This window comes from Clostridium sp. B9 (assembly GCF_050509515.1).
GTDB lineage: Bacteria > Bacillota > Clostridia > Clostridiales > Clostridiaceae > Sarcina.
Window position 1 is genome coordinate 1,024,096 of record NZ_JBNWKA010000003.1, and the last position, 22,636, is coordinate 1,046,731.

Here is a 22,636-nt window from a genome sequence, read left to right on the forward strand (position 1 = left end):
AAAATGAATAGATTAGAAGATTTAATGAACCAATTAGAAGAAGCTCAAAAGGAAGCAGAGCAATTAGAAAACTCTGAAAATGTAGAGGAAATAAAAGCCTGTGTAAATAAAATAAAAACCATTAAGGCTAAAATTGAATTAGAAAAAAATAAAGTTGATCCAACACCAGTAAATGAAGTTAATGAAGATGATGAAGTTGTAAATATAGGTATAGCAGTTGCTAAAGCTTTAGTTGGAGAGAAATTATCTTCAGAAGAGCAAGATGAGGTTAAAAATTTAATGGTTGAAGGAGAAAAAAACAAAGGTGGGGTTTTAGTACCACAAGATATACAAACTAGAATTATAGAACTTCAAAGAAATCAATTTGATATAAGACCATATTTAAATGTTGAACCAGTTGGAACTAATAAAGGATCAAGACCAATAGAGGAAAATGAACCAGAGGCTCAAGGATTTGCATCAGTAGATGAAGGAAATGAAATACAAGCATTACATGAGCCGACTTTTGGAGATATTGAGTATGCTATAAGAGATTATGCAGGATATATCCCTATGACAAATGATTTATTAGAAGATAGTCCAGAAGCTATACTTGCTTTTGTAGAAAGATGGATGGCTAAAAATGAGCTTAATACATATAACTATCAAGTATTTAATGGAACAGGTAATAAAAGTGCTGTTGGTATTCTTACAGAAGCTACTAAAGGAAGTGGTGCGTTAGAAAATTGTGTTAAAAAAATAGATGAAACACCAACTTTAAAGACATTTAAAACTGTGTTTAATAAAGATTTAGAGGACTTAGCAAGTGAGAATATTAATATATTTACTAATGCTGATGGATATGACTTCTTAGATGGAATGACAGATAAGAAAGGAATACCATATTTAAAGCCTGATGTAACAAAACCAGGGAAATTAGTTTTTGATGGTAAAAATACTGTTAAAGTTCCTTCAAAATTCTTAAAAAATATTACAGATAGTGATATAACAAGAGTTCCATTTATAATAGGTGATCTTAAAGCTTTATATACTCTTTATGATAGAAAGAAAATGTCTATTGAGTCTACTAGAATAGGTGGAGATTCATGGAGAAAAAATAATACAGAGCTTAAAGGCGTATTTAGATTTGATGGCCAATTAGTAGATAAAGCAGCTGTAAAGATTTTATTAGTTGATATTACTAAATTAGTCTAAAGTTAAATATTTCTAGGTGATTTTATGGAATTAGAAGAAATAATTGAATTGGTTGGAGCTTATGAAGAGGATAAAAATTATATAAAAATAGTTAAAGATGCTGTAGTGGAAGAGTTAAAAGAATTAATACCGAATTTTGATGAAAATAAATTAACATCAAGACAAAAATTAATAATGTTAACTTTCATACAGCATTTTTATGATAATAAAGAACTATTTGAAAATAATAAAACTTACATGAAAACTTCAATAAATTCTATGATTATAAAAGAAATGTTTAGGAGTAAGTCATGAATTTTAAAATAAAAAGTGCAGAACTTAGACATCCTATTGAAATTCAGAGAGAAGTTTCAGGAAGAGATGAAGATAATAGACCAATTACAGAGCCAAAAACAGTTTTAAAAACAAAAGCTAAGATTCTTAATGTAAGAGGAGAAGAATTTGTACTTGCTAATGGTAAAGGAGTTAAAATAGCTAAAACTTTTTACATTAGGTTTCCTAGAAGTATAGAAATAACTGAAGGTGATAAAGTTTTATACAAAAATAAAACTTACAATATTATCTATGCAAATAACATTGAAGAAATGAATGTTTATTTAGAAATTAAAACGGAGTATGTTAAGTAATGGGATTAGAAATAAAAGGTATTAATAACATATTAAAAAAATTAGAGAATTTATCACATATTGAAAAAGAAAAAGTTATTGAAGAGGCTGCTGAAGAATTAGAAAAGAAAATATCAGATAAGGCAAAAACATTTTCTAATACAAGTTATATGTATGTTGGAAAAGGCGAAAAAAGAGTATATGGATTAAGTTGCTTTATTGATGTTGGATTTAGTAAAGATAATGCCCCTTTTGATTTATGGAAATCACTCTGGTTTCAAAACTGGGGTTATTTTGATAAAGGGTTAAATTTTAATGGTGATATTTATATAAATAAACATCAATTTTGGTTTGATGAAACTGTTAAGAGCTCAGGTAAAGAAATACAAAAGCAACTTAAAGAAAAATTAAGAAAAGAAGTTAGAAATGCTTTAAGGTGATACCATGAATGAAAAAATCAGAAAAGTTTTAGATAGTATAAAGTTTAAAAATTCTTATTTGGAAAGAGATTCAGATGAAGAATGTGTTGTATATAATTATTTTTCTAATGGTATTGTCTTTGCAGATAATAAAGAAAGAATAAGAGAATATACAATACTATTAAATGTTTATTCTAATAAAAGGATAGATTTTAGAAATGAAACTGTAAGAAAAGCTATGTTAGAAGCAGGATTTAAAGGGGGACAAGTTCAAGTCCCTTTTAAATTACAAAATGGATTTTATAATACAGCTATAAAATTCAAAGGATTTATATAATAACAAAGGAAGTGATTTAAATGGCGGAAGCTAGAAAAAAACAAGGATGTAGAAGTTGTATGGTTGCTTTTTGGAATGAAGATGGAACAGAGTTTTTAGCACCAGAACCTATTAAAGATTTAGAGGAATTACAATATCAATATACTTATGCAGAGGGAAGTAACTATGCTGATAATATTCAAAATATTTATATTAAAAAACCAACTGGTGCAAATATTACTTTAACATTTTCAGATATAAAATCTAAATTAGTAGCAAAAATGTTAGGTAAGAAAAATAAAAAAGGTGGTACTACTACCAATGTAAAAGATCAACCACCTAGAGTAGCTATACTTTTTCAAGAAACTTATAGTGATGGAAGTTATGAGAATAAAGTTTTCTATAATGTTAAACTTTCAATGGATGAAAATTCAGCTAAAACAGCTGGTGAAAATATTGATTTTACACCTAAAACTATAACAGGAAGAGCACTTCCATTAGAAAATGAAACAGTTGATGGTGATATAGACTTTACAATGGATTCAACTGATCCGGAAATTGATAAGAATAAGTTGGATAAATTCTTTGAAAAAGTTAGATTTTTAGATGAAGAAGTAGCATAGGAAAGAGCATCTTAGATGCTCTTTTTTATTACAAGGAGGAGTTATGAGCTTACTAAAAAAGAAACTTGATATTACTGTTGAAGGTGAAGAATACATCATGATGTTTGATATGAAAAGTATAGCAGTATATCAAGAACTGAGTAATGTGAGTTTTGCAGAGGGATTTTTAAAATTGCAACTTTTTGATGATATAGAAGCAATTAATTTTATTGCTTCAACATTAAGAACAAAATCTGATCCTGAAGAACCGCTTGGAAAAGATTTTATTGATAATGGTAATTTGTTATTTGCTCTAGCAGTTTTAAGATTAGAAGCTATTGACTATGTAAATATGTCATTGCCTATAAGCTCAAAGGGAAAAAAGTAAAAAGTAACAATAGTAAAGAGGATATTGATTTAGATTGGCTTTATTATTGTTACACTACTATATTAGGAAAAAGTGAAAAAGAGTTTTGGGAAGCTACACCAGCTAAAATTTTTAAGCAAATAGAAGTTCATAGTGAATTTATTAATAGTAAAACTTCAAAGAATAAGAAGAACAATAACTCACATGAAATTGAAGATGAACCAGTAAGATTAAAAGTTTTAGATTAAAAGGGGGTGTGAGTTTGGCAGATGAACAATTATTAGTTACTTTAGGTGTTCAAGATAAAGGGGCTAGTAAGCAGATACAAGCTTTAAATAGAGAACTAAGGTTCCTGGATAAAGAATACAAAGCTACAGCTAAGGGGAGTAAAGATTTCGAAAAAAGCCAGGAAGGATTAAAAACTAAATTAAATACTTTAGAAAAAAAGTATGATATACAAAAGACAAAGTTAGAAGTATATAACAATAAAGTAAAAGAATCTAGGGAACGTATTCAAAAGAAGAAAGAGGAGTTAGAAAAGTTAAAAAGTGCTGAAGGAGATAACACTAAAGCTATAGAAAAGGCCGAAAAGCAACTAGAAACTTATAAAACTCAATTAAATAATTCTACTAAAGAAATATCTTTGACAGAAATAGAATTAAAGTTACTAAATAAAGAATTAAGTAATAATAAAGTTGCTATTCAACAAGTACCACTAACTGAATATAAACAAAAGATGGAAGAAATAGCGAATAGAGCCGAAAAAGTAAGCTCTAATATGAAAAGCTTTGGACAGGGAATGTCTACAGTTGGCGGTAATTTAATGAAAGCAACAGCCCCAGTAGTAGCGTTTACTGGATATGCATTAAAAGCTACTATGAACTTTGAAGCTGCAATGAGTAATGTTCAAGCTATTTCTGGAGCTACTGGAGATGATTTAATAAAATTATCAGATAAGGCTAAAGAAATGGGTAAAAATACTTCTAAGAGTGCAAAAGATGCAGCAGATGGTATGTCATATATGGCTCTTGCAGGTTGGAATACTCAACAGATGTTAGAAGGCATAGAACCAGTTCTAAGATTATCAGAAGCAGGTAATTTAGATTTAGGAAGAGCATCAGATTTAACAACAGATTCGTTATCAGCCTTAGGTTTACAAGTTAGTGATTTAACTAGATATTTAGATATTTGTGCCCAAGCACAAAGAAAATCTAATACTACAGCTGATATGATGATGGAAGCATATATTGCTTGTGGTGGTACTATGAAAAACTTAAAAGTTCCACTAGAAGAAAGTGCTACTTATATAGGGATATTAGCAAACAGAGGTAAAAAAGGTAGTGAAGCTGGTAATGCATTAAATTCTGTTTTGGTTAACTTGACAAGTGGAGCTGGACAAGCTGGTGAAGCAATGGAAAAGTTAGGTTTAAATGCATTTGACAGTAAAGGAAATTTTAAAGGAATTAATGTTGTATTAAAAGAATTAAACACTAAGTTAAGTAAATGTACTGAAGAACAAAAAAATACCTATCTTGCTATGATAGGTGGCAAAACTCAAATAGATACATTAAACGCTTTATTAGCTGGTACTAATGAAGAGTATGGAACATTAAATGAATCGATAACTAATTCTAATGGAGCTTTAAATGAAATGGCACATACTATGCAAAATAATGCATATGGAAATATAACTAAATTGAAAAGTCAGTTAGAAGGATTAGGAATACAAGTAGGAGAACATTTAGTACCACATATAAATGATTTTATAGAGGAATTAAGTAAACTTATAGAATGGTTTGGAAGCTTAGATACAGAAACTCAACAAGCAATAATTAAATTTGGTTTATTTACATTTGCTGGTGGAGCAACGACTAAAATGCTTGGTGGAGTAGTACAAGGAGCAGGGAGTTTAGTTGGTGTTTATGGAAAACTTGCTAAAAAATCAGCAGAAAATGCAGAAAAAATGCTTGAAGTTGGTAAGACAGCAAATGCAGCTACTAAGGGTGTAGGGCTATTAAAAAATGGAATGGGATTATTAAATCCTGCTACTATTGCAGTAACTGCTTCTATAGCCGCATTAACAGCAGGCGTAGCACTTTATAAAACGCACAGCGAATTAATGAATAAAAATATTTTATATACTACAGATCAAATGAGTGGACTAGAAAAAGCGGTTGCTAAATTTACTGGAGTTAATGCAAAGTCTAAAGAAGAGTTAATTGAAATAGGATTAGTTTATAAAGATTTTTCAGAAAATATAAGTAAAGAGTTCCAGGAGAAAGTAATTGAAAGCACAGCAAAAGTTAATGAATTTAATATGAAATTAGCTGAAATTAATGTTGATGGTGTCATTACAAAAGAAGAAGCAGAGGCTTTAAATGGAAGAGTTACTGAAATGTGTGATGGTGCTATAAATTCAGTAAAAGCTAAACAAGAGGAATCTGCAAAAGCAATGAAAGAATTTTTTTTAAGAGATGATGTATTAAGTGAAAATGAAAAAGTAGTATTAGAATCTCTTGAAAGAATAAGTAAAGCAAATATTGATGAAGTTACACAGTTGAAGAAAGATATATTTGATATAGAACAAAAGGCTCTTGAAGATAAAAGAAGCTTGAGTAATGAAGAAATTGAGATAATAAGAAACAAAACTAATAGAATAAAACAAATCGAAATGGAAGCACTAGGTAAAACACATGAAGAAATAGTATATGCACAGACTGAATTTCAAAATAGATTAAATAATATAAGCTTAGAAGATGCATCTAAACTTATGGAAGAAAAGGCAAAAATAAGAGATGATGAATTTACTAAAATAAAAAGTTACTATGACACTAAAATAACTATGCTTCAAGAAAATTTAAGTAAAGCGAATGAAACAGAAAGAACAGCTATCCAGGAGCAAATTGAATCTTTAACAAGTGAAAGAGATCAAAAATTACAAATTAATAATGATTTGTATGATGGTTATTTAAAAATTTTAGGTGAAAAGAATCCAGCTATTTTAGCAGAAATAAACAAGTTTAATGGACAAATATTGACTGAAGAAGATCATAAATCACAGGAGATGCTTGGTAAATTAACAGCTCAATATGATGGATTGAAAAATATAACTGAAACTGGAAATTATATTATGCTAAATAATACAACTGGTTCTTGGGATGCCGTGTCTGTTAAAGTTGATGAAAAAACTGGAGAAATTTTAGGTGTATATTCAGATTTTTCACAACAATCAGGCGGATATAGTAAAGCAATAGCAGATGACACATATAGTTTGGGTTCTAGCTTTCAAAATGCTAGTATTAACGTTAATAATGCATTAAATAGTATGAAATCATGTACCATAGATGCATCTGGAAATATTGTTGATGCTAACGGGAAAATCGTTTGGTCTTTACAAGATGTAAAAACTAATGCTGATGGAACAAAGGAAGGTATTTTGAATTTAAATGGAACACCTATTAATGTTAAAGCAAATACTGATGGAGCAATAAGCAATTTAACAGAAGTAGATAATAAAGTAAGAAATATACCAGGACAAAAGAGTGTAACAGTAACTACATTCTTTGAAGCTATAGGCAATGGAATAAAAGGGGTCTTTGGATTTGCTAAAGGTACAGAAAATGCACCATCGGGAACACATATAGTAGGTGAAGAAGGTTTTGAGATAGCTACCAAAGGAAATAAAATGACTTTAGTTGGTTTAAGTGGTCCTGAATTTAGAAGGTTTAGTGGTGGTGAAAAAATTATTCCACATAATAGATCGGTTAACATGTTGAGAGATGTAATATCTAGTGGTAGTTATTTTTCACGAAATAGCCTTGAAAGTCAGAATTTAATTAATAATATAAATAACAATTATATTCAAAATTCTAATATAAATAATAATTTTAATGCTGAATCTAAATTAGAAGAACTAACTGATAAATTAGTTTCAGGTATGATATTAGCTTTTGAAAAATTAACATTAGAGAATAATGTTAAGGTAGGTAATAGAGAGCTTGTAGATGTAGTTTCAAATCAATTAGCTGTAAAATGTAGAAGGAGGTAAAAGATGTTCGCTAATGGAATAGATATAAAAAAGTTTAATGCTACTGTTAGCAAAAAGTTAATACAACCTTCTAAAATAGATAAAGATGAAATTTCCAAGAGTATTACTATAAAAATTTTATTTGAGGGTAAAACCAGAGATGAAATTTATGAAAATATATCAAAATTCAATGAATTATTTTTAGATGAAGCAACAATAAAATTTAAAAATTTAAGTAATTATTTTAAGGGGAAAATTAGTGATTCTTCTATAGAAGATACTGAATTAGATGAATGGTTATATTTAAATATTGAATTTGAATGTAAGGCTTTTGGAAGTGAAATAATTGAAAGTTTGAATAGAGTAAATACTAAAACAATAAATGTATTAGGTACTTATAAGACTAATGCTATAGTTGAAATTGTTCCAAGTGTAGATATTATTGATTTAACCATTAACGGCTTGGCCAATGATTCTATAATAATTAAAAATTTACACGCAAATAAAAAAATAATAATAGATGGTAAAGAGGGAACTGTTTTAGAAGAAGGTATTAATAAGTTTGATGATACTGACTTGTGGGAGTTTCCTTTTTTAATGCCAGGAAACAATGAAATTATTTTAAGTAAAAATAGTTGTGATGTGGTAATAAAATATGAGCCACGCTATTTATAAAAATTAAAAGAAAGAAGGAACTAAAATGTCAGAAGAAAATGTAAAAGTAACAAGCACAATAACAGAATCTACGAATCTTAATGGAACAGTAGAGGTTGAAAAAGATGGAATGAAACAAACAGTATTAACAATGAGTTGTAGTTTAACTCAAAATACTGTTGCTAACATTCAAACTTATGTAACTAATATGGATTTATTTTTAGCAAACTCTCAACTTGTTCAAGCGGAAGTCATAAAATTTAGAGATAAAGCTGCACAAGTAGGAAAGGGCTTAAATTGTTTTGTATTTTAGTATAAGAGCTTATAAAATGTAAGCTCTTTTTATATTTAAAGTTTAAAAATTTTTAAGAAAGAAGGTTTAAATTATGGCAAATAAAAATAATAGAAAATTTCAAAAGAACAAAGGTAAGGAAAAGATAGTTGATGTTGACTACAAAGAAGTTAATAAGCAAGAAGAAGTTAAACCAACATTTGAGGAAGGAAACTATGTAATTACTGTAATTTCTAAAGGTGAAATACTTAAAAAGGTAGCTGTAGCTGGAGCTGAAGTTTATGTAACTAAATTAGCAGATGGAGGATTAACTGTAGATTTGAAATAAGGTGGGTATATTATGACAGTTCCAAACTTTTTAAAAGAAAATACAGAATTAAAATTAAAAAAATTAAATAAAGTGGATGAGTATGGAGCTTATTTTTCGATTGCTTTTTTAACTGATGTACATAACACTGAAACAACTACTTATAAATGGCTAAATAGTATAAGAGTTATAGAAGAAGTTAATAAAAGAAAGAATATAAATTACATCCTAACAGGTGGAGATTATATAAATAACCACGAAGATAAGGATGTAGTTATAAATAGACTTAAAAACTTTAAAGATAGATTTAAAGATAGATCTAATTTATTTATAACTTTAGGAAACCACGATGATAACTCCATGATGAGAAAACCAATATCTTTTATTGATAACGAAGAGATGAAAGATTTAATGTTTTCTGATATGAGAGATGTACATTTTGGTGATGGCTTGTATTATTATAAAGACTTTGATGAAAAAGGTATAAGATTAATAGTACTTAACTCTGAAGATGTACCAGGAGATTATTTAGTGGAAGGGAAATATTATTTTGCTTTTTCTAATAAACAACTTAATTGGGTAGCTAATGTAGCTTTAAATACAGATTATAAAATAATTTTTTGTAGTCATGTTCCTATGGTTGAAAATGCGGAAGCTTCAGATTTTCCTATTATAAATGTAGAAGCAATGTTAGGAATAATGAAGGCTTATACTACTGGATCTAGTTATTCTAATTCTAATACTACTGGAGAATTTAAATATAATATAAATGTAAATTACGATAAAAAAGGAACTATAGTTTGTTGCTTGTTTGGACATGTACACACAGATAATATTATTTATAAAGATAATATAGCTCATGTTAGTACTACGTGTTCAAATTGCAGTTATAGATATGGTTCAAGTGCTATAAAAAATGCTACTGGAACAGTAAACGAAATAGCTTTAGATTATCTTACAATAAGAAATAATATGTGTTTTTTAACCAGGTTTGGAGCAGGTAAAGATAGAAGCTTTAAATATATAAATAATACTTGTGAAACTCATAAAGAAAAATCTTATCCTGGCATAAAGCTACGTGGCCAAAATAAAGAGTTAATTGCACTACTACAAAATGTTAAAAATTTAAATATCGAAAGCGTACTAGAGAGTGGATCTAAAACACTCTCTTTTTCTTATTCAAAAAGAGAAAAATTTTATGATTATATAATCGAAGAAAATTATATAGAAACTAAAGAAGACCAGTTTGTTATAAAAGCTAAAGATACTAGTGGAGATTATACAACTTTTACATGTGTATTAAACTTAGAAGAATTAGAAGGAACTCCAATCGAAAAATTTGAAAGTGTAGAACAAACAATAACAAATGCTTTAAATTACGCTGTAGTTGGAACTGGTTGGACTATACAAGAAAATACTATCTCTAAAAAAAGAACTGTTAGAATAGCTAATAAAAGCGTTTTAGAAGTAATTAGAGAGATTAAGAAAATTTATAGAGTAGATATAGTATTTAATACTTTAGAAAAAATAATAGAAGTATATGAACATTTAGGGGAAGATAGAGGAGTTTATTTTATAGATTCTCTTAACCTTAAGGCGTTACAGATCCAATCAGATTCTTATAAATTTGCAACTAGAATAATAGCTGAAGGTAAAGACGGATTATCTTTTGCGGATATTAATAATGGTAAAAACTATGTAGAAAACTATCAGTATTCTAAGAAGGTAAAAACAATATACTGGAAAGATGATAGATACACAGTTAAAGAAAGTTTATTAGAAGATGCCAAGGCAAAACTAGAAGAAATATCTAAACCTTTTGTTTCCTATGCTGCAAGTGTTCTTAATCTTGCAGATCTTAATGATACTTATACAAATATTTTAGATTACAACTTAGGAGATACTGTATATCTACTTTCTAAGAATAATAATGTGAGAGATAACCAAAGAATAGTTAAAACTGTAGAGTGGCCACAAGACCATACCAAGGACACTGTAGAGTTAGCTAATGCTACTTTGAGGTTCGAGGATATACAACAAGAGAACCAGGAAACAACCAACACTGTAAACAACATTACACTTGATAACGATACTTTAGATGGTACTAAAGTTGATGCTATTACTACTAAGCAAATAAAAGATTTTGATGCTGAAATACTTAGGGTAAGTAAATTAGAAGTAATAAATGCAGATATAAATTACTTAAAAGCTAATAAAGCTGATATACAAGATCTTAATGCTGTTAATGCTAAGATAGGAACACTAGAAGCTACTAAAGCTAACATTACTCAAGTTACTGCTGTAAGTGCTGAGATACAACATCTAAATGCAATAAAAGCTAATGTAACAGATTTAAACGCAGCTGTTGGAAAAATATCTGTACTAGAAAGTAAAACTATAAGTGTAGAAAATCAACTTGCAGGTAACCTTACAGCCAATAATTTTAAAGCTAACGCTATTACAGCAGGAAGTGCAATAATAGCAGAAGGAGCTATAGGTAGTTCACAAATAAGTTCTCTAAGCGTAAACAAGCTAGAGGCTGGTGATATAACAACTAGCAAACATAGAATTGTTAGTGCAGATGGAACTATAGAAATTGTAGGTAATCAAATTCTTATTAATAGAAATAATATCAATAGAGTTATCTTAGGAGAGTATAGAAAAACAGATGGTACTACCGAATATGGATTATTAGTTAGAGCCAAAGATGGTAAAACTATAATGCTAGATGGTAATGGAGTACATAACGCTGGTATTACAGATGGAGCAATAGATAATAATAAGGTTGCAGATAATGCAAATATAGCTGGTAATAAGCTAGATATAAACTCTGTAATTAGAGAAGTAAATAATAAAGGAACAGAAACTATTAAAGGTACTAAGGTACAAATAGGGGATAGGACTTTAGATGTAGAGTTATCTACACAAAAGAATATTATCACAGAGCATGGAAAAGAATTATCTAGTCAGAAAGCTACTATACAGGCTTTAGATAATGCTATTAAGTTAAAAGTAGATTCACAAACTTTTACTCAATCTACAACTACTATAAATAATAATATTAATAGAGCTAAGGAAGAAGCTCTTAATAATGCTAAAGCTTTTGTTAATGCAGAGATAACAACAGTAAACTCTCATCTTAATAAAGCTACGGCAGAAATAAATGTTTTGAAAAAACAAATAGAGTTAAAGGTTGGTCAAAGTGATATTGATAAATCTATTCAAAAAGTTAACTTCGGTGTAAGAAACTTGATTAAAAACTCATATATAAATGGTGAAACGAGTGCTTATGGTGCTTTTCCTAGAGAATTGACTGTAAACCTTGAAGAAGGAGAAACTTATTGCTTTTCAATTAAAGGGCATATAGATCAGGTTGCAGCAGATAATAAAAAAACACTAACTTGTTTCATATATGAAGATACATGGAAGTATGGGTGTGTTTCAATAGATATTTCTTCTGTAGGAGTAAATCAAATTAAACATGCTTTGTTTAAACCTAAAAAAACAGGTGTTTATAAATTTATGACTTATTTATTTCCTAATGGGGGAGATAGGAACGGTAAAGTTTTTATACAATGGGCAAAGTTAGAAAAGGGAAACAAACCAACTGATTGGACACCAGCTCCAGAAGATACAAACCAATTAATAGTAGATAATATTAAAACAGTAACAGATAAAATAAGCACAGTAGAAAGTAAATTTACACAAGAAAATAACAGTATAAAAGCTAGTGTAAAAGATTTAAATTCTACAACACAAACTATTACAACTAATGTAAGTAATATAAATAGAGATTTAACAAGTAAGATAAATTCTAATTTAGATGTAGCTAAAAGGTTTGCTACGGATATAGCAACTAATAAAGCTAATAGTGCTAAACAAGAAGCTATAAATAGTGCGAATTCTCATGCGGATAGCAAAGTTACAGAAGCTTTAAATAATGCTAAAGCTTATACTAACGCACAGATAACTACAGTTAATTCCAAAGTGCACAATGTAGAAAGTAATCTTAATATTTTATCAGATAGAATTAATAGCAAAGTATCTCAATCAGATATAGATAAAGCTGTAACAACTATAAGAACAGAAAAAATAATATATGCTAGAGGTACAGGAAATGATTATCCAGCTAATTCTATAGTAAAAGTTAATGGTAAAACAATAACTGATGGACAAGGTAGAGGACTAAGAATAAATGCTTTAAATAAAGATACATTAGAAAGAGTTTTTCTACAAGATTATGATACTTATGGTTCCGAAGATGCTAAAGTATCATTTGTAAATAAAATAAACGAACTTAATAAGGGAGATTATATAATAATAATCACTTCTCAAGATGCTTCTTATCCACTACATCCACCTATAAAAGAAGCTTTAGAGAAGATAGGAGCAACACTGTTTGATAACAAACAAGGAACTTATAGAGAAGCTTATTCTCTTATAGGTAAATCAAAGTTAGGTAGAGGTAATGGAGTAGAAATGTTTATTCCTAGAACAGCTACTGATAAAAGATTTGCTGAAGTTTCCGTAAAAGTTGGCGAAGATGGAACTTTTATAGGTGTAAATCCTAATAATATGGGATTAGAAACAACTCTAATTAAAAGTAATATATCTGATGTATCTTCTTCAGTAACTCAACTTAGAGATAGCGTAACAACAGATATTAGAGCTATTAATTCCAAAACAAATTCTATAGAAACAAGCTTAAATGGAAAAGCATCTAAACAAGAAGTTACAGAAGTTAATAATCAAGTGGCAACTATAAAAGCTAGTTTAGATGGAATTTCACAGAGAGTAAGCTATACGGAGAGTAAAACTCGTACTTTAGAAACAAACTTAAATGGCAAGGCTAATAAGCAAGAAGTAAATAATGTTAGTAGTAAAGTTGTTTCTTTAGAAGCTAATTTAAATGGAATAACTAATAGAGTGTTTAGTACAGAAAGTAGAATAAATACTTTAAATGGACAAGTTGCAAATGCTGTAACAAGACAACAATTTACAGAGTTCCAACAGAGCAATAATAAATTTGTTATGGATTTAGCGAGTTCTGGTGGAAGTAACTTAGTTAGAAATAGTGCCTTTGAAAGCCAAGACTGGAGAAACTGGACTAAATGGGGAAGTATAGCTGATCCTGTCGTTTGGAAGAACAATGAACCAAGTGGTCATAAATGGGCATGTAAGATTGTAACTACTGGAAGTAATCAAGGTATTCAACAAAAAATTTCAGGATTAATAATAGGAAAAGTTTATACATTTACATGTAAAGTATGGTCTACTAGAGGTGTTATTGGAGCTATGGTAAGTAATGCAGGTGTTTACAACGGTAATCATTTTGGTGGTGCACAGAATGTTTGGGGAGAAATAAACTTTACATTTACAGCTAAAGAAAATACTACAACTCTTTATTTAGGTGTAGTAAATAGTAAATGTACACCAGGAGATTATTGGGTTACTGGTATTCAGTTAACAGAAGGTAATTGTAAGCAACCTTGGTCACAACATCCAAATGAGAACTACAATACTAATTACAGTTTTGATAATGAAGGCTTTACAGCAAGATTTAAAAATAGCACTTATACCAAAATAGCTGAAGATGGATTCGCTTGGTTTGATGCAAATAATATGAGCCATGCATACCATTGCCTTATGGAAACTGGAATTTTCAACTTGCAACAATATGGAAATGGTAACTATACTCGAGTAAAAATTCAACTGCCAGCTTATTTTAGAGGGAAATATTTTAAGGTAATAGCTTGTCCTTCTGGTTGGTCTGTAGGACAAAGTAGTTTAGATACATTAACTGTACTTGTAGAAAGCTACGATATAGCCAATGCTACATTTACTATAAAAGCTTTTGGACATAGTGCAAATGGAGCATACCAAAACAATATTAATATTTCTTGGATGGCTACAGCCTAAGGGGGTGAAATAATGAATGAAAAAATGACTATATTTTATAGCAAGTTTACTGGGAATATAGAAGGAGCATTTAGTGGAGAAGTTGACTTTGATACTTTTTGCGATAGAGAAGAAGATGTAAAAGCATACTGCATTAGAAAAGTAACTGACTTAAACAATGAATTTATAGTTACTTCTTCTAACTACAAAGTTAATTTAGAAACTAATAAAATAGAACTTAAAAATAAAGTTGACATAACACTTTAAGAAAGGACAGCAATATGCATGAAGAATTAGTAGAAGATAAATTAAAAACACATGATAATAGATTAAATAATCATGCCGATAGATTAGATAAATTAGAACAAAGTGATGCTAAAAAAGAAGTTCAAATATCTAACTTAATAAAGAGCATAGATACTTTAATAACAGTATTAAAGATTTTTACAACAGTATTTGGTGGAGCTATAGTAGGCTTCTTTTTTTATGCAATTCAAAACCATATTTTTAAATAGAAAGGATGAAGTAAAATGGAAAACTTAATAAAATTTGTACCAGAGCAACTACTTATACTTGTAGCTGCTCTTTATGTTATAGGAATGTTTTTAAAGAAAACACCTAAGGTTTTAGATTGGAGTATACCTTGGATACTTCTTGTTTTAGGAGTAGGATTTAGTATAGCTATAATGGGTATAAATCCCACTAGCATACTACAAGGCGTTATATGTGCATTTGGAGCTATTGCAACTAACCAATTAGTAAAACAAACAGTAAATAAATAAAAGCTTATATAAGGCAATAGAATAGGTTAGAAATAGCCTTTTTTTATTGCCTTTAATTAAATGGTACCGACATAAATGTCGTTAACAAAATAAAAAAGAAAGAAGGAATTAAAATGCAAAGTAGAAATAGTGAAAATTTAAAAGGAATTGATGTATCAAACTGGAAAGGAGATATTAATTTTTCTTCAGTTAAAAATGATGGTGTAGAAGTAATTTATATCAAGGCTACAGAAGGTAATTATTACAAGGATAAATACGCTCAACAAAACTATAATGGTGCTAAGGAGCAAGGATTAAGTGTAGGATTCTATCATTTCTTTAGAGCTAATAAAGATGCTAAGGATCAAGCTGATTTCTTTATAAACTATCTAAACGAAATAGGAGCAACTAATTATGATTGTAAATTAGCTTTAGATATAGAAACTACAGAAGGTGTAGGAGCAAGAGAATTAACTACTATGTGTATAGAGTTCTTAGAAGAAGTAAAAAGACTTACAGGAAAAGAAGTTGTTGTATATACATATACAAGCTTTGCAAATAACAACTTAGATAGTAGACTAGGTAATTATCCAGTTTGGATTGCACATTATGGAGTAAACACTCCAGGAGCCAATAATATATGGAGTGAGTGGATTGGATTCCAATATGCAGATGATGGAGATGTATCTGGTGTAAGTGGTGAATGTGATATGAATGAGTTTACAGAAGATATATTTATTGATTCAAGCAGCTTTAATTTAGACAACGCTACTACTAAGAATGTAGATACAGAACTTAATATAAGAGAAAAGGGTACTATTAATTCTAAAATAGTCGGTACTATACCAGCAAATGAGAAGTTTAAAATAAAATGGGTTGATAAAAATTATATTGGTTGGTATTACATAGAGTATCAAGGTATTGAAGGTTTTGTAAGCTCAGATTATGTAGAAAAGCTACAAATGGCTACTACTTACAATGTTAGTGCTTTTTTAAATGTTAGAGAAGAAGGATCATTAAATTCAAGGATAGTGGACAAGATAAGTAAAGGAGATACTTTTAGAATCGATTGGGTAGATGAAGATTTTATAGGTTGGTACAGAATAACAACTAAGAATGGAAAAGTAGGATTTGTTAATGCTGAATTTGTAAAGAAAATTTAATTTTTTCTATGTATTACTTGATTTTTTTGAAAATAAGTTTAATATATTAGTTGATATAAGAATTTATATCCCTTTTTATCAACAAAAAGAAAGTTGAATATATAAAAGTTCAACTTTCTTTTTTATAGTGTTAACAACCTTAGGCATTAATATTATATTCAATAGAAAAAATAAATATTCTTAATATTAGAAATTTATTAAAATTTAACTATTATGTAATTTAGAAGAGAGGTAAGTATATGTATTTATATACTTACCTCTCTTTTTTTAGTTTAAATAAGTATAAAAGTGTAAGTGATTTTAAACATCTTTATCACCGCTTTAATTTAAGTATACCCAGTTATTAATATATTCAAACTTCTAAAGAATATTCATATAAAGTATGAACTTTATTCATTAACATAAATGTTATATAATGTTAATGAGTAATTACTAGGAGGATAAGCATGAAAAACAAAAAGCAAATAATAATTAATATTGCTATAGCAATTATATTTTTTATTCTTGGAGGAATTTTTGGATCAAAGATGGAAAATTCGAGATTAAACTCTATACGAAATACAATACCTAACAATAGTACTCAAGAAAAAGTTAAAGAAGAGCCTAAAAAAGAAGAAGCTAAAATTATTTCATTAAATCAAGAAGAAAATTTGGGTAATGTAGGTATGAAGGTTTTAAGTGTTAAAGAAACTGAGCAAATAAATAATGAAGCAGGGAATTCAACAGCAAGCGGTAAGTTTATAGTAATAGAATTATCATTAAAAAATAATGGCAAGCAACCTATTCAATATGAACCTAACCAATTTGAATTAATTACAAACAATGATGTTATCTATCAAATTGATGATAACTCATTTGAGGCTATGGGAAATCTAAACAGCCAAGAAACTATATTCAATAAAAACAAAGAGTTTATAGGTGTATATGATAAATTTAACGCTGGAATGACAAAGAAAACATATATAGTATTTGAAGTTCCTAAAGATTTAAGTTTAGATAACATTAAGTTAGTTGTAGAAGGAAACAAAAGTGTTCAATTTTCACTTAAATAAAATAATAAAAGACTAGGATTTTTCCTAGTCTTTTATTATTTATATGTTATTATGTGAATCTAGTAACTGCAACATTCTTAACTCAGGCTTTAATAAGTCTTTCAATGGGAATGTTAAATAGTGCATCTAAACCATATGGAGATTCAGCTATAGCAGCTATGGGAATAACTTTAAGAGTTTCAGCATTAGTTTTATTTGTGGTTATTGGCTATAATCAAGGTTTCCAGCCAATAGCAAGTTTTAACTATGGAGCTAAGAACTTTGAAAGATTAAAAGAGGCAATAAAGATCTCAATAAAGAGAATAAGTATATTTTCAGTAGTTACTACATTGCTTTTATGGATATTTGCAAAACAAGCTATAGTAGTATTTAGTAATGATCCAGAAGTTATAGAAATAGGTGCTAAGGCTTTAAGGTTTAGTACACTTATGTTCCCATTACTTGGGTATCAACAATTATATGCTATATTATTCCAAGCATTAGGGAAAGGAAAGGAAGCTTTAATAACATCAATATCAAGACAGGGAATATTCTTTGTACCAGCTATAATAATACTTCCAAAATTATTTGGATTAGATGGAGTGTTATTAACACAGGCTGTATCAGATTTCTTTACAATACTATTGACAGTAGTATTGGCATCAAAACTTAAAAAGAATTTAAAAGAAGAGGAAAAAGAGGCAGCTTTAACTGGAGAAGTTGCTTTAGGATAATTAGAAGAAGGGTTGTATTTTAAATACAACCCTTTTTTTAGCTTAAATGTAAAACTGATTAGATAATTAAGTAGGCTTAAGGCATTATAGATTCGATAATAACTTAAAATAGAATATTAACAAAATATTGAATAATATGTTAAAATATTGGTAGCAAATAGAGGCTGAAATTTTATTATGAGCAGGTGAGGGTTATGAAAGAATATGTCTATATTTTTTTATATGTAGTTTTATTTATAGCTTTAGGAGCTTTTGATGAATGGGTATACAATTTAATAATAGCAATATTATTTGTTATGGTATCTTGGCTTTGGAGTAAAGAAAGGAAGAAAATTACTAATAAAAAGTGATTGGGGCTTGTATATTTTCTGTGTTATAATTAGTAATACTAACAAATGAAGGGGGACTAGGTATGCCTTTTACATTGGCACACCCAGCAGCTATTGTCTGCTTAAAGAATAAAAGATTTAATTTTACAGCTTTAGTTTTAGGAAGTATGGCTCCAGATTTTTTATATTTTATTAATTTTAGACCATATGGTCATTTGGGGCATGAGTTTTTAGGATTTTTAATTTTAAATTTACCAATATGCTTTTTATTAGCATATGTATTTCATAATGTAGTGAAGGCACCTCTTATAAGTCATATGCCAAGGCCACTAGACAGTTGGTATGGTTATTTAAGAACTGAGAAGTTTACTTTAACTTCATTTAAAGATGTTTTAGTTTTTTCATATTCGGCATTATTAGGTATGTTAACACATATAGTATGGGATGCATTTACTCATAAAACAGGATTCTTTGTCAATCATATAGGTTTTCTTCAGAAGAAAATGATTACAATTGGTGGGTATGATGTTTATGGATATAAGCTTGTACAACATATAAGTACACTTATAGGTTTAATTATAGTATTAATAGCTTTATATTTACTTAAGGATAAGCGAAAAAGAATTTTATGGGGACATAGAAGTTTTAAGGAAAAATTTATTTATGATATCTCTATAATAATTATTTCTATTGTAGTTTTAGTATTAAGCTATTTAGTGTTTAGTTTTTGTGGAATAACTTATGGAATAGGGGCTTTAGTTATATCTATAATAAATAGTGTTTTTATTGGAAGTATAATATTAGGGTTTATATATAGGTAAATTACCAAGAATGTATTATTACATAAATCTTACACTATTATTATAATTTTTTAGTGAGTTATAGCTTTAGGAGATGGTATAATATAGCTACTAAGATACTGATGGAAAGGAATAAAGTCTTATGGATAAAGTTCTTTTAGTGAAAAATATATTAGATGCATTAATATTTGTAGGTTCATCTATTATTGGTGCAATATTATATGGATTTATTGATAAAAAGTATAGCTTAACAGAGAAAATTTTTGACCCTTTTAAAATTAATTATAAATGGGAATGGATTTTACATTTGGTTTTGGCAGTTCTAGTAATTATGACAATTAATTACTTTGGAATATATGTGTTTAAAATTTCATGGTTTATAGTTATTGCTTTAACGGGATTTGTTACTGGAATTTGTATATATAATTCTAATAGGAAAAGTTTGTAAATAGTGATTAGTAAGAAAGCTTAGAATTTTATTCTAAGCTTTTTATGTTATATAGAGAAAAGTTCTGTAATTATAAGTTAATTAAAAATATTATTAATAAAATGTTAACAAAGTGCTAATTATATATTATTTTAAGTATATTCAGAGTTTGTGAAATTGTAAAATTTAAAATAAAATTAACATGAAGGGTGGTGATTATATGGCTGGTGAACAAAAAGTCAGAGACGTATATATCCAATATGAACAAGATGGAGAAACTCCAAAATATGAAACTCCTTTAGCGGCAGGTGCAGATGTATTTGCAGCAAGGGATATGGTTATAAGACCATTTGAGAAAGTTGCAATTCCCTTAAACTTAAAATTTGCAATTCCTGATAATATGGAAATACAAATTAGAGCAAGAAGTGGACTTTCATTAAGAACAAACTTAAAAATTTCTAATTCAATAGGGACTATTGATGCAGATTCAATAAGTAACATATCTGTAATATTAGAAAATAATTATAATATAGCAAATCTTCCTTATGAAATTGCTAATAACATTGAAATATTAGAGGATTTAAAAAATAATTATACAGAAGTTAGATTAAAGGATTATTTGGAATCAAAAGGGAATGATATGAGTGTTTATGAAGAAGAAGGCGCAAGAGCATATAGAAAACTATTAAAGACTTATATATATTTAGATAAGAATGGAAATCCTTATGGAACTATATACATAAAAAAAGGAAATAGAATAGCTCAAATGGTTTTAGCTAAATATTATAAGGCTAATTTTATAGAAACTGATGACGTTTCAAAACATAAAAGTGTAAATAGAGGCGGGGGATTTGGTCATACTGGTTTTTAGATTAATTAGATAGAAATATATATAATTTTTAGCAAGAAGAGTGTAAGATTATTAGAATGGGATAAAGAGTAAGAAATATTAGATAAATAAAAATAGTAAATATACTTGAATTTATTAAATAATAGGAATATAATGAGAAAAAATGAATAAAATTAATCGTATGTGCTAGGGGTGCATTTTATGTGCTGAGAGGACAGCTGTCTGTCTAACCCTTAAAACCTGATGTAGTTAGTACTACCGTAGGGAAGCCAAAGAACTATTGTTTATTTATATTTAAACATTTAGGTGTTAAATATATTTATTTAAGTGTTTATTAAGCTTGCCTTATGGCAAGCTTTTATTTTTTATAAAAATATAAAAATATATAAATAGGATCCTAAATTTAATTTAACTGCGCAGTTAAGAAATAATAAAAAAGGGAGAACTAATTATGAATTATACAACACAAATGGATGCTGCCAAGAAGGGCATAATAACAAAGGAAATGCAAATCGTTGCAGAAAAAGAAAACTTTGATGTTAAAGAGTTAATGAGTTTAATGGCTGAAGGAAAAATAGTAATACCAGCTAACAAGAACCACAAAAGCATAAGTGCAGAAGGTGTAGGACAAGGGTTAAAAACAAAAATAAATGTTAACCTAGGAATTTCTAAGGATTGTGCAAATATTGATTTAGAGTTAGATAAGGTTAAAAAAGCTATAGAAATGAAAGTAGAATCCATAATGGATTTAAGTAGTTATGGAAAAACTTATGATTTTAGAAAAAAACTTGTTGAGATTTCTACTGCTATGATAGGTACTGTTCCTATGTATGATGTTGTTGGTTTTTATGATAAGGAGCTTAAGGATATTACTGTAGATGAATTTTTTGATGTTGTAGAAAAGCATGCTAAGGATGGAGTTGACTTCGTTACTATACATGCTGGTTTAAATAGAGAAACTATAAATACTTTTAGAAGAAATAAGAGATTAACAAATATTGTTTCAAGAGGAGGATCACTTCTTTTTGCTTGGATGGAGTTAAATAACAGAGAGAATCCTTTCTATGAATACTTTGATAGATTATTAGATATATGTGAAAAATATGACTTAACACTTAGCTTAGGAGATGCTTGTAGGCCCGGTTCAATAGCAGATGCAACAGATGCTATTCAAATAAAAGAGTTAATAACCTTAGGGGAATTAACTAAAAGAGCTTGGGAAAGAAATGTACAAGTTATAATTGAGGGACCAGGTCATATGTCAATAGATGAGATTGAGGCGAATATGATTTTAGAGAAAAAACTTTGCCATGGAGCACCATTCTATGTTTTGGGGCCAATAGTTACTGATATTGCTCCAGGTTATGATCATATAACAAGTGCTATAGGGGGCGCTATAGCAGCTACTTATGGGGCAGATTTTCTTTGCTATGTAACTCCAGCAGAACATTTAAGACTTCCTAATTTAGATGATGTTAAAGATGGAATAGTAGCAGCAAAAATAGCAGCTCATGCAGCTGATATAGCTAAAGGAGTTAAAGGAGCTAGAGAAGTTGATAATAATATGAGTAATGCTAGAAAAAGACTTGATTGGGATGAAATGTTCTCATTAGCTATAGACAGTGAGAAAGCAATAAGATATAGAGAAGAATCTACACCAGAGCATAAGGATAGTTGTACTATGTGTGGAAAGATGTGCTCAATAAGAAATATGAATAAAATTCTTGAAGGAAAAGATATCAACCTTTTAAGAGAAGACTAATTTTATAAGAGATATATTTATTAGTTTTAAGATTTACTTTCTAGCATATTTATTAAAATACGAAAGTTGAATTGATAAAACTAATTATATATCTCTAT

Annotated in this window: 23 protein-coding genes and 1 riboswitch; all 23 genes read left to right on the forward strand. The window is 28.6% G+C overall.

What is annotated here, in order from left to right; all coding sequences use genetic code 11:
- The first annotated feature begins 3 nt into the window (after positions 1–3).
- Positions 4–1,194 carry a phage major capsid protein gene (locus tag ACQZHJ_RS04625; RefSeq protein WP_430484368.1) on the forward strand — a complete coding sequence of 397 codons (1,191 nt, stop codon included), beginning with the start codon at positions 4–6 and terminating at the stop codon, positions 1,192–1,194.
- A 24-nt stretch (positions 1,195–1,218) separates the two neighbouring features.
- The gene (locus ACQZHJ_RS04630) at positions 1,219–1,488 is read left to right on the forward strand and encodes a hypothetical protein (protein WP_430484369.1); all 270 of its coding nucleotides are present in this window, start codon (positions 1,219–1,221) and stop codon (positions 1,486–1,488) included.
- The gene (locus ACQZHJ_RS04635; RefSeq protein ID WP_430484370.1) at positions 1,485–1,820 is read left to right on the forward strand and encodes a phage head closure protein; all 336 of its coding nucleotides are present in this window, start codon (positions 1,485–1,487) and stop codon (positions 1,818–1,820) included. Before ACQZHJ_RS04630 ends, ACQZHJ_RS04635 begins: the two co-directional genes overlap by 4 nt.
- The gene (locus ACQZHJ_RS04640) at positions 1,820–2,239 is read left to right on the forward strand and encodes a hypothetical protein (protein ID WP_430484371.1); all 420 of its coding nucleotides are present in this window, start codon (positions 1,820–1,822) and stop codon (positions 2,237–2,239) included. The genes ACQZHJ_RS04635 and ACQZHJ_RS04640 overlap by 1 nt, the downstream gene beginning before the upstream one ends.
- Positions 2,240–2,243: 4 nt before the next feature.
- On the forward strand, positions 2,244–2,555 hold the full coding sequence (locus tag ACQZHJ_RS04645; RefSeq protein WP_075810615.1) for a hypothetical protein: 312 nt from the start codon (positions 2,244–2,246) through the stop codon (positions 2,553–2,555).
- Positions 2,556–2,575: 20 nt separating this feature from the next.
- Complete coding sequence (locus ACQZHJ_RS04650; RefSeq protein WP_430484372.1) at positions 2,576–3,157, forward strand: major tail protein; 582 nt, start codon at positions 2,576–2,578, stop codon at positions 3,155–3,157.
- 43 nt (positions 3,158–3,200) lie between these two features.
- A complete protein-coding gene (locus ACQZHJ_RS04655) occupies positions 3,201–3,524 on the forward strand; it encodes a hypothetical protein (protein WP_430484373.1) in 324 nt (107 codons plus the stop codon).
- Between the two features lie 235 nt (positions 3,525–3,759).
- Positions 3,760–7,551: a phage tail tape measure protein gene (locus ACQZHJ_RS04660; RefSeq protein ID WP_430484374.1), complete on the forward strand. Its 3,792-nt coding sequence runs from the start codon at positions 3,760–3,762 to the stop codon at positions 7,549–7,551.
- 3 nt (positions 7,552–7,554) lie between these two features.
- Positions 7,555–8,205: a phage distal tail protein gene (locus ACQZHJ_RS04665; protein WP_430484375.1), complete on the forward strand. Its 651-nt coding sequence runs from the start codon at positions 7,555–7,557 to the stop codon at positions 8,203–8,205.
- 25 nt (positions 8,206–8,230) lie between these two features.
- Positions 8,231–8,497 carry a hypothetical protein gene (locus ACQZHJ_RS04670; RefSeq protein WP_078209908.1) on the forward strand — a complete coding sequence of 89 codons (267 nt, stop codon included), beginning with the start codon at positions 8,231–8,233 and terminating at the stop codon, positions 8,495–8,497.
- Positions 8,498–8,570: 73 nt separating this feature from the next.
- Positions 8,571–8,804, forward strand: coding sequence for a hypothetical protein (locus tag ACQZHJ_RS04675; protein WP_430484376.1), 234 nt, complete (start codon positions 8,571–8,573; stop codon positions 8,802–8,804).
- 12 nt (positions 8,805–8,816) lie between these two features.
- Positions 8,817–14,702 (forward strand): phage tail spike protein, encoded by a 5,886-nt coding sequence (locus ACQZHJ_RS04680; RefSeq protein ID WP_430484377.1) that lies wholly within the window; start codon positions 8,817–8,819, stop codon positions 14,700–14,702.
- A gap of 12 nt (positions 14,703–14,714) precedes the next feature.
- On the forward strand, positions 14,715–14,948 hold the full coding sequence (locus tag ACQZHJ_RS04685) for a hypothetical protein (RefSeq protein ID WP_430484378.1): 234 nt from the start codon (positions 14,715–14,717) through the stop codon (positions 14,946–14,948).
- A 14-nt stretch (positions 14,949–14,962) separates the two neighbouring features.
- Entirely contained in the window at positions 14,963–15,196 is a 234-nt protein-coding gene (locus ACQZHJ_RS04690) for a hemolysin XhlA family protein (RefSeq protein WP_430484379.1), read from the forward strand.
- Positions 15,197–15,211: 15 nt separating this feature from the next.
- Positions 15,212–15,463, forward strand: a complete 252-nt coding sequence (locus tag ACQZHJ_RS04695; protein WP_430484380.1) for a phage holin family protein — start codon at positions 15,212–15,214, stop codon at positions 15,461–15,463.
- A gap of 113 nt (positions 15,464–15,576) precedes the next feature.
- A complete protein-coding gene (locus ACQZHJ_RS04700; RefSeq protein WP_430484381.1) occupies positions 15,577–16,605 on the forward strand; it encodes a GH25 family lysozyme in 1,029 nt (342 codons plus the stop codon).
- 446 nt (positions 16,606–17,051) lie between these two features.
- A complete protein-coding gene (locus ACQZHJ_RS04705; RefSeq protein WP_430484382.1) occupies positions 17,052–17,657 on the forward strand; it encodes a DUF4352 domain-containing protein in 606 nt (201 codons plus the stop codon).
- Positions 17,658–17,710: 53 nt separating this feature from the next.
- A complete protein-coding gene (locus ACQZHJ_RS04710; RefSeq protein ID WP_430484383.1) occupies positions 17,711–18,370 on the forward strand; it encodes an MATE family efflux transporter in 660 nt (219 codons plus the stop codon).
- Positions 18,371–18,564: 194 nt separating this feature from the next.
- Complete coding sequence (locus ACQZHJ_RS04715; protein ID WP_430484384.1) at positions 18,565–18,720, forward strand: hypothetical protein; 156 nt, start codon at positions 18,565–18,567, stop codon at positions 18,718–18,720.
- A gap of 62 nt (positions 18,721–18,782) precedes the next feature.
- Complete coding sequence (locus ACQZHJ_RS04720) at positions 18,783–19,520, forward strand: DUF4184 family protein (RefSeq protein WP_430484385.1); 738 nt, start codon at positions 18,783–18,785, stop codon at positions 19,518–19,520.
- 121 nt (positions 19,521–19,641) lie between these two features.
- Entirely contained in the window at positions 19,642–19,947 is a 306-nt protein-coding gene (locus tag ACQZHJ_RS04725) for a hypothetical protein (protein WP_430484386.1), read from the forward strand.
- 199 nt (positions 19,948–20,146) lie between these two features.
- The gene (locus ACQZHJ_RS04730; RefSeq protein ID WP_430484387.1) at positions 20,147–20,797 is read left to right on the forward strand and encodes a dUTP diphosphatase; all 651 of its coding nucleotides are present in this window, start codon (positions 20,147–20,149) and stop codon (positions 20,795–20,797) included.
- 157 nt (positions 20,798–20,954) lie between these two features.
- A riboswitch (TPP riboswitch) is annotated at positions 20,955–21,060 on the forward strand.
- 167 nt (positions 21,061–21,227) lie between these two features.
- Positions 21,228–22,538, forward strand: a complete 1,311-nt coding sequence (gene thiC / locus ACQZHJ_RS04735; RefSeq protein WP_430484388.1) for a phosphomethylpyrimidine synthase ThiC — start codon at positions 21,228–21,230, stop codon at positions 22,536–22,538.
- The last annotated feature ends 98 nt before the right edge of the window (positions 22,539–22,636 follow it).

Bases quoted from the DNA above. Each gene is read 5' to 3' on its own strand.
- ACQZHJ_RS04625 (WP_430484368.1), top strand. From the start codon at position 4: ATGAATAGATTAGAAGATTTAATGAACCAATTAGAAGAAGCTCAAAAG.
- ACQZHJ_RS04630 (WP_430484369.1), top strand. From the start codon at position 1,219: ATGGAATTAGAAGAAATAATTGAATTGGTTGGAGCTTATGAAGAGGAT.
- ACQZHJ_RS04635 (WP_430484370.1), top strand. From the start codon at position 1,485: ATGAATTTTAAAATAAAAAGTGCAGAACTTAGACATCCTATTGAAATT.
- ACQZHJ_RS04640 (WP_430484371.1), top strand. From the start codon at position 1,820: ATGGGATTAGAAATAAAAGGTATTAATAACATATTAAAAAAATTAGAG.
- ACQZHJ_RS04645 (WP_075810615.1), top strand. From the start codon at position 2,244: ATGAATGAAAAAATCAGAAAAGTTTTAGATAGTATAAAGTTTAAAAAT.
- ACQZHJ_RS04650 (WP_430484372.1), top strand. From the start codon at position 2,576: ATGGCGGAAGCTAGAAAAAAACAAGGATGTAGAAGTTGTATGGTTGCT.
- ACQZHJ_RS04655 (WP_430484373.1), top strand. From the start codon at position 3,201: ATGAGCTTACTAAAAAAGAAACTTGATATTACTGTTGAAGGTGAAGAA.
- ACQZHJ_RS04665 (WP_430484375.1), top strand. From the start codon at position 7,555: ATGTTCGCTAATGGAATAGATATAAAAAAGTTTAATGCTACTGTTAGC.
- ACQZHJ_RS04670 (WP_078209908.1), top strand. From the start codon at position 8,231: ATGTCAGAAGAAAATGTAAAAGTAACAAGCACAATAACAGAATCTACG.
- ACQZHJ_RS04675 (WP_430484376.1), top strand. From the start codon at position 8,571: ATGGCAAATAAAAATAATAGAAAATTTCAAAAGAACAAAGGTAAGGAA.
- ACQZHJ_RS04680 (WP_430484377.1), top strand. From the start codon at position 8,817: ATGACAGTTCCAAACTTTTTAAAAGAAAATACAGAATTAAAATTAAAA.
- ACQZHJ_RS04685 (WP_430484378.1), top strand. From the start codon at position 14,715: ATGAATGAAAAAATGACTATATTTTATAGCAAGTTTACTGGGAATATA.
- ACQZHJ_RS04690 (WP_430484379.1), top strand. From the start codon at position 14,963: ATGCATGAAGAATTAGTAGAAGATAAATTAAAAACACATGATAATAGA.
- ACQZHJ_RS04695 (WP_430484380.1), top strand. From the start codon at position 15,212: ATGGAAAACTTAATAAAATTTGTACCAGAGCAACTACTTATACTTGTA.
- ACQZHJ_RS04700 (WP_430484381.1), top strand. From the start codon at position 15,577: ATGCAAAGTAGAAATAGTGAAAATTTAAAAGGAATTGATGTATCAAAC.
- ACQZHJ_RS04705 (WP_430484382.1), top strand. From the start codon at position 17,052: ATGAAAAACAAAAAGCAAATAATAATTAATATTGCTATAGCAATTATA.
- ACQZHJ_RS04715 (WP_430484384.1), top strand. From the start codon at position 18,565: ATGAAAGAATATGTCTATATTTTTTTATATGTAGTTTTATTTATAGCT.
- ACQZHJ_RS04720 (WP_430484385.1), top strand. From the start codon at position 18,783: ATGCCTTTTACATTGGCACACCCAGCAGCTATTGTCTGCTTAAAGAAT.
- ACQZHJ_RS04725 (WP_430484386.1), top strand. From the start codon at position 19,642: ATGGATAAAGTTCTTTTAGTGAAAAATATATTAGATGCATTAATATTT.
- ACQZHJ_RS04730 (WP_430484387.1), top strand. From the start codon at position 20,147: ATGGCTGGTGAACAAAAAGTCAGAGACGTATATATCCAATATGAACAA.
- thiC (WP_430484388.1), top strand. From the start codon at position 21,228: ATGAATTATACAACACAAATGGATGCTGCCAAGAAGGGCATAATAACA.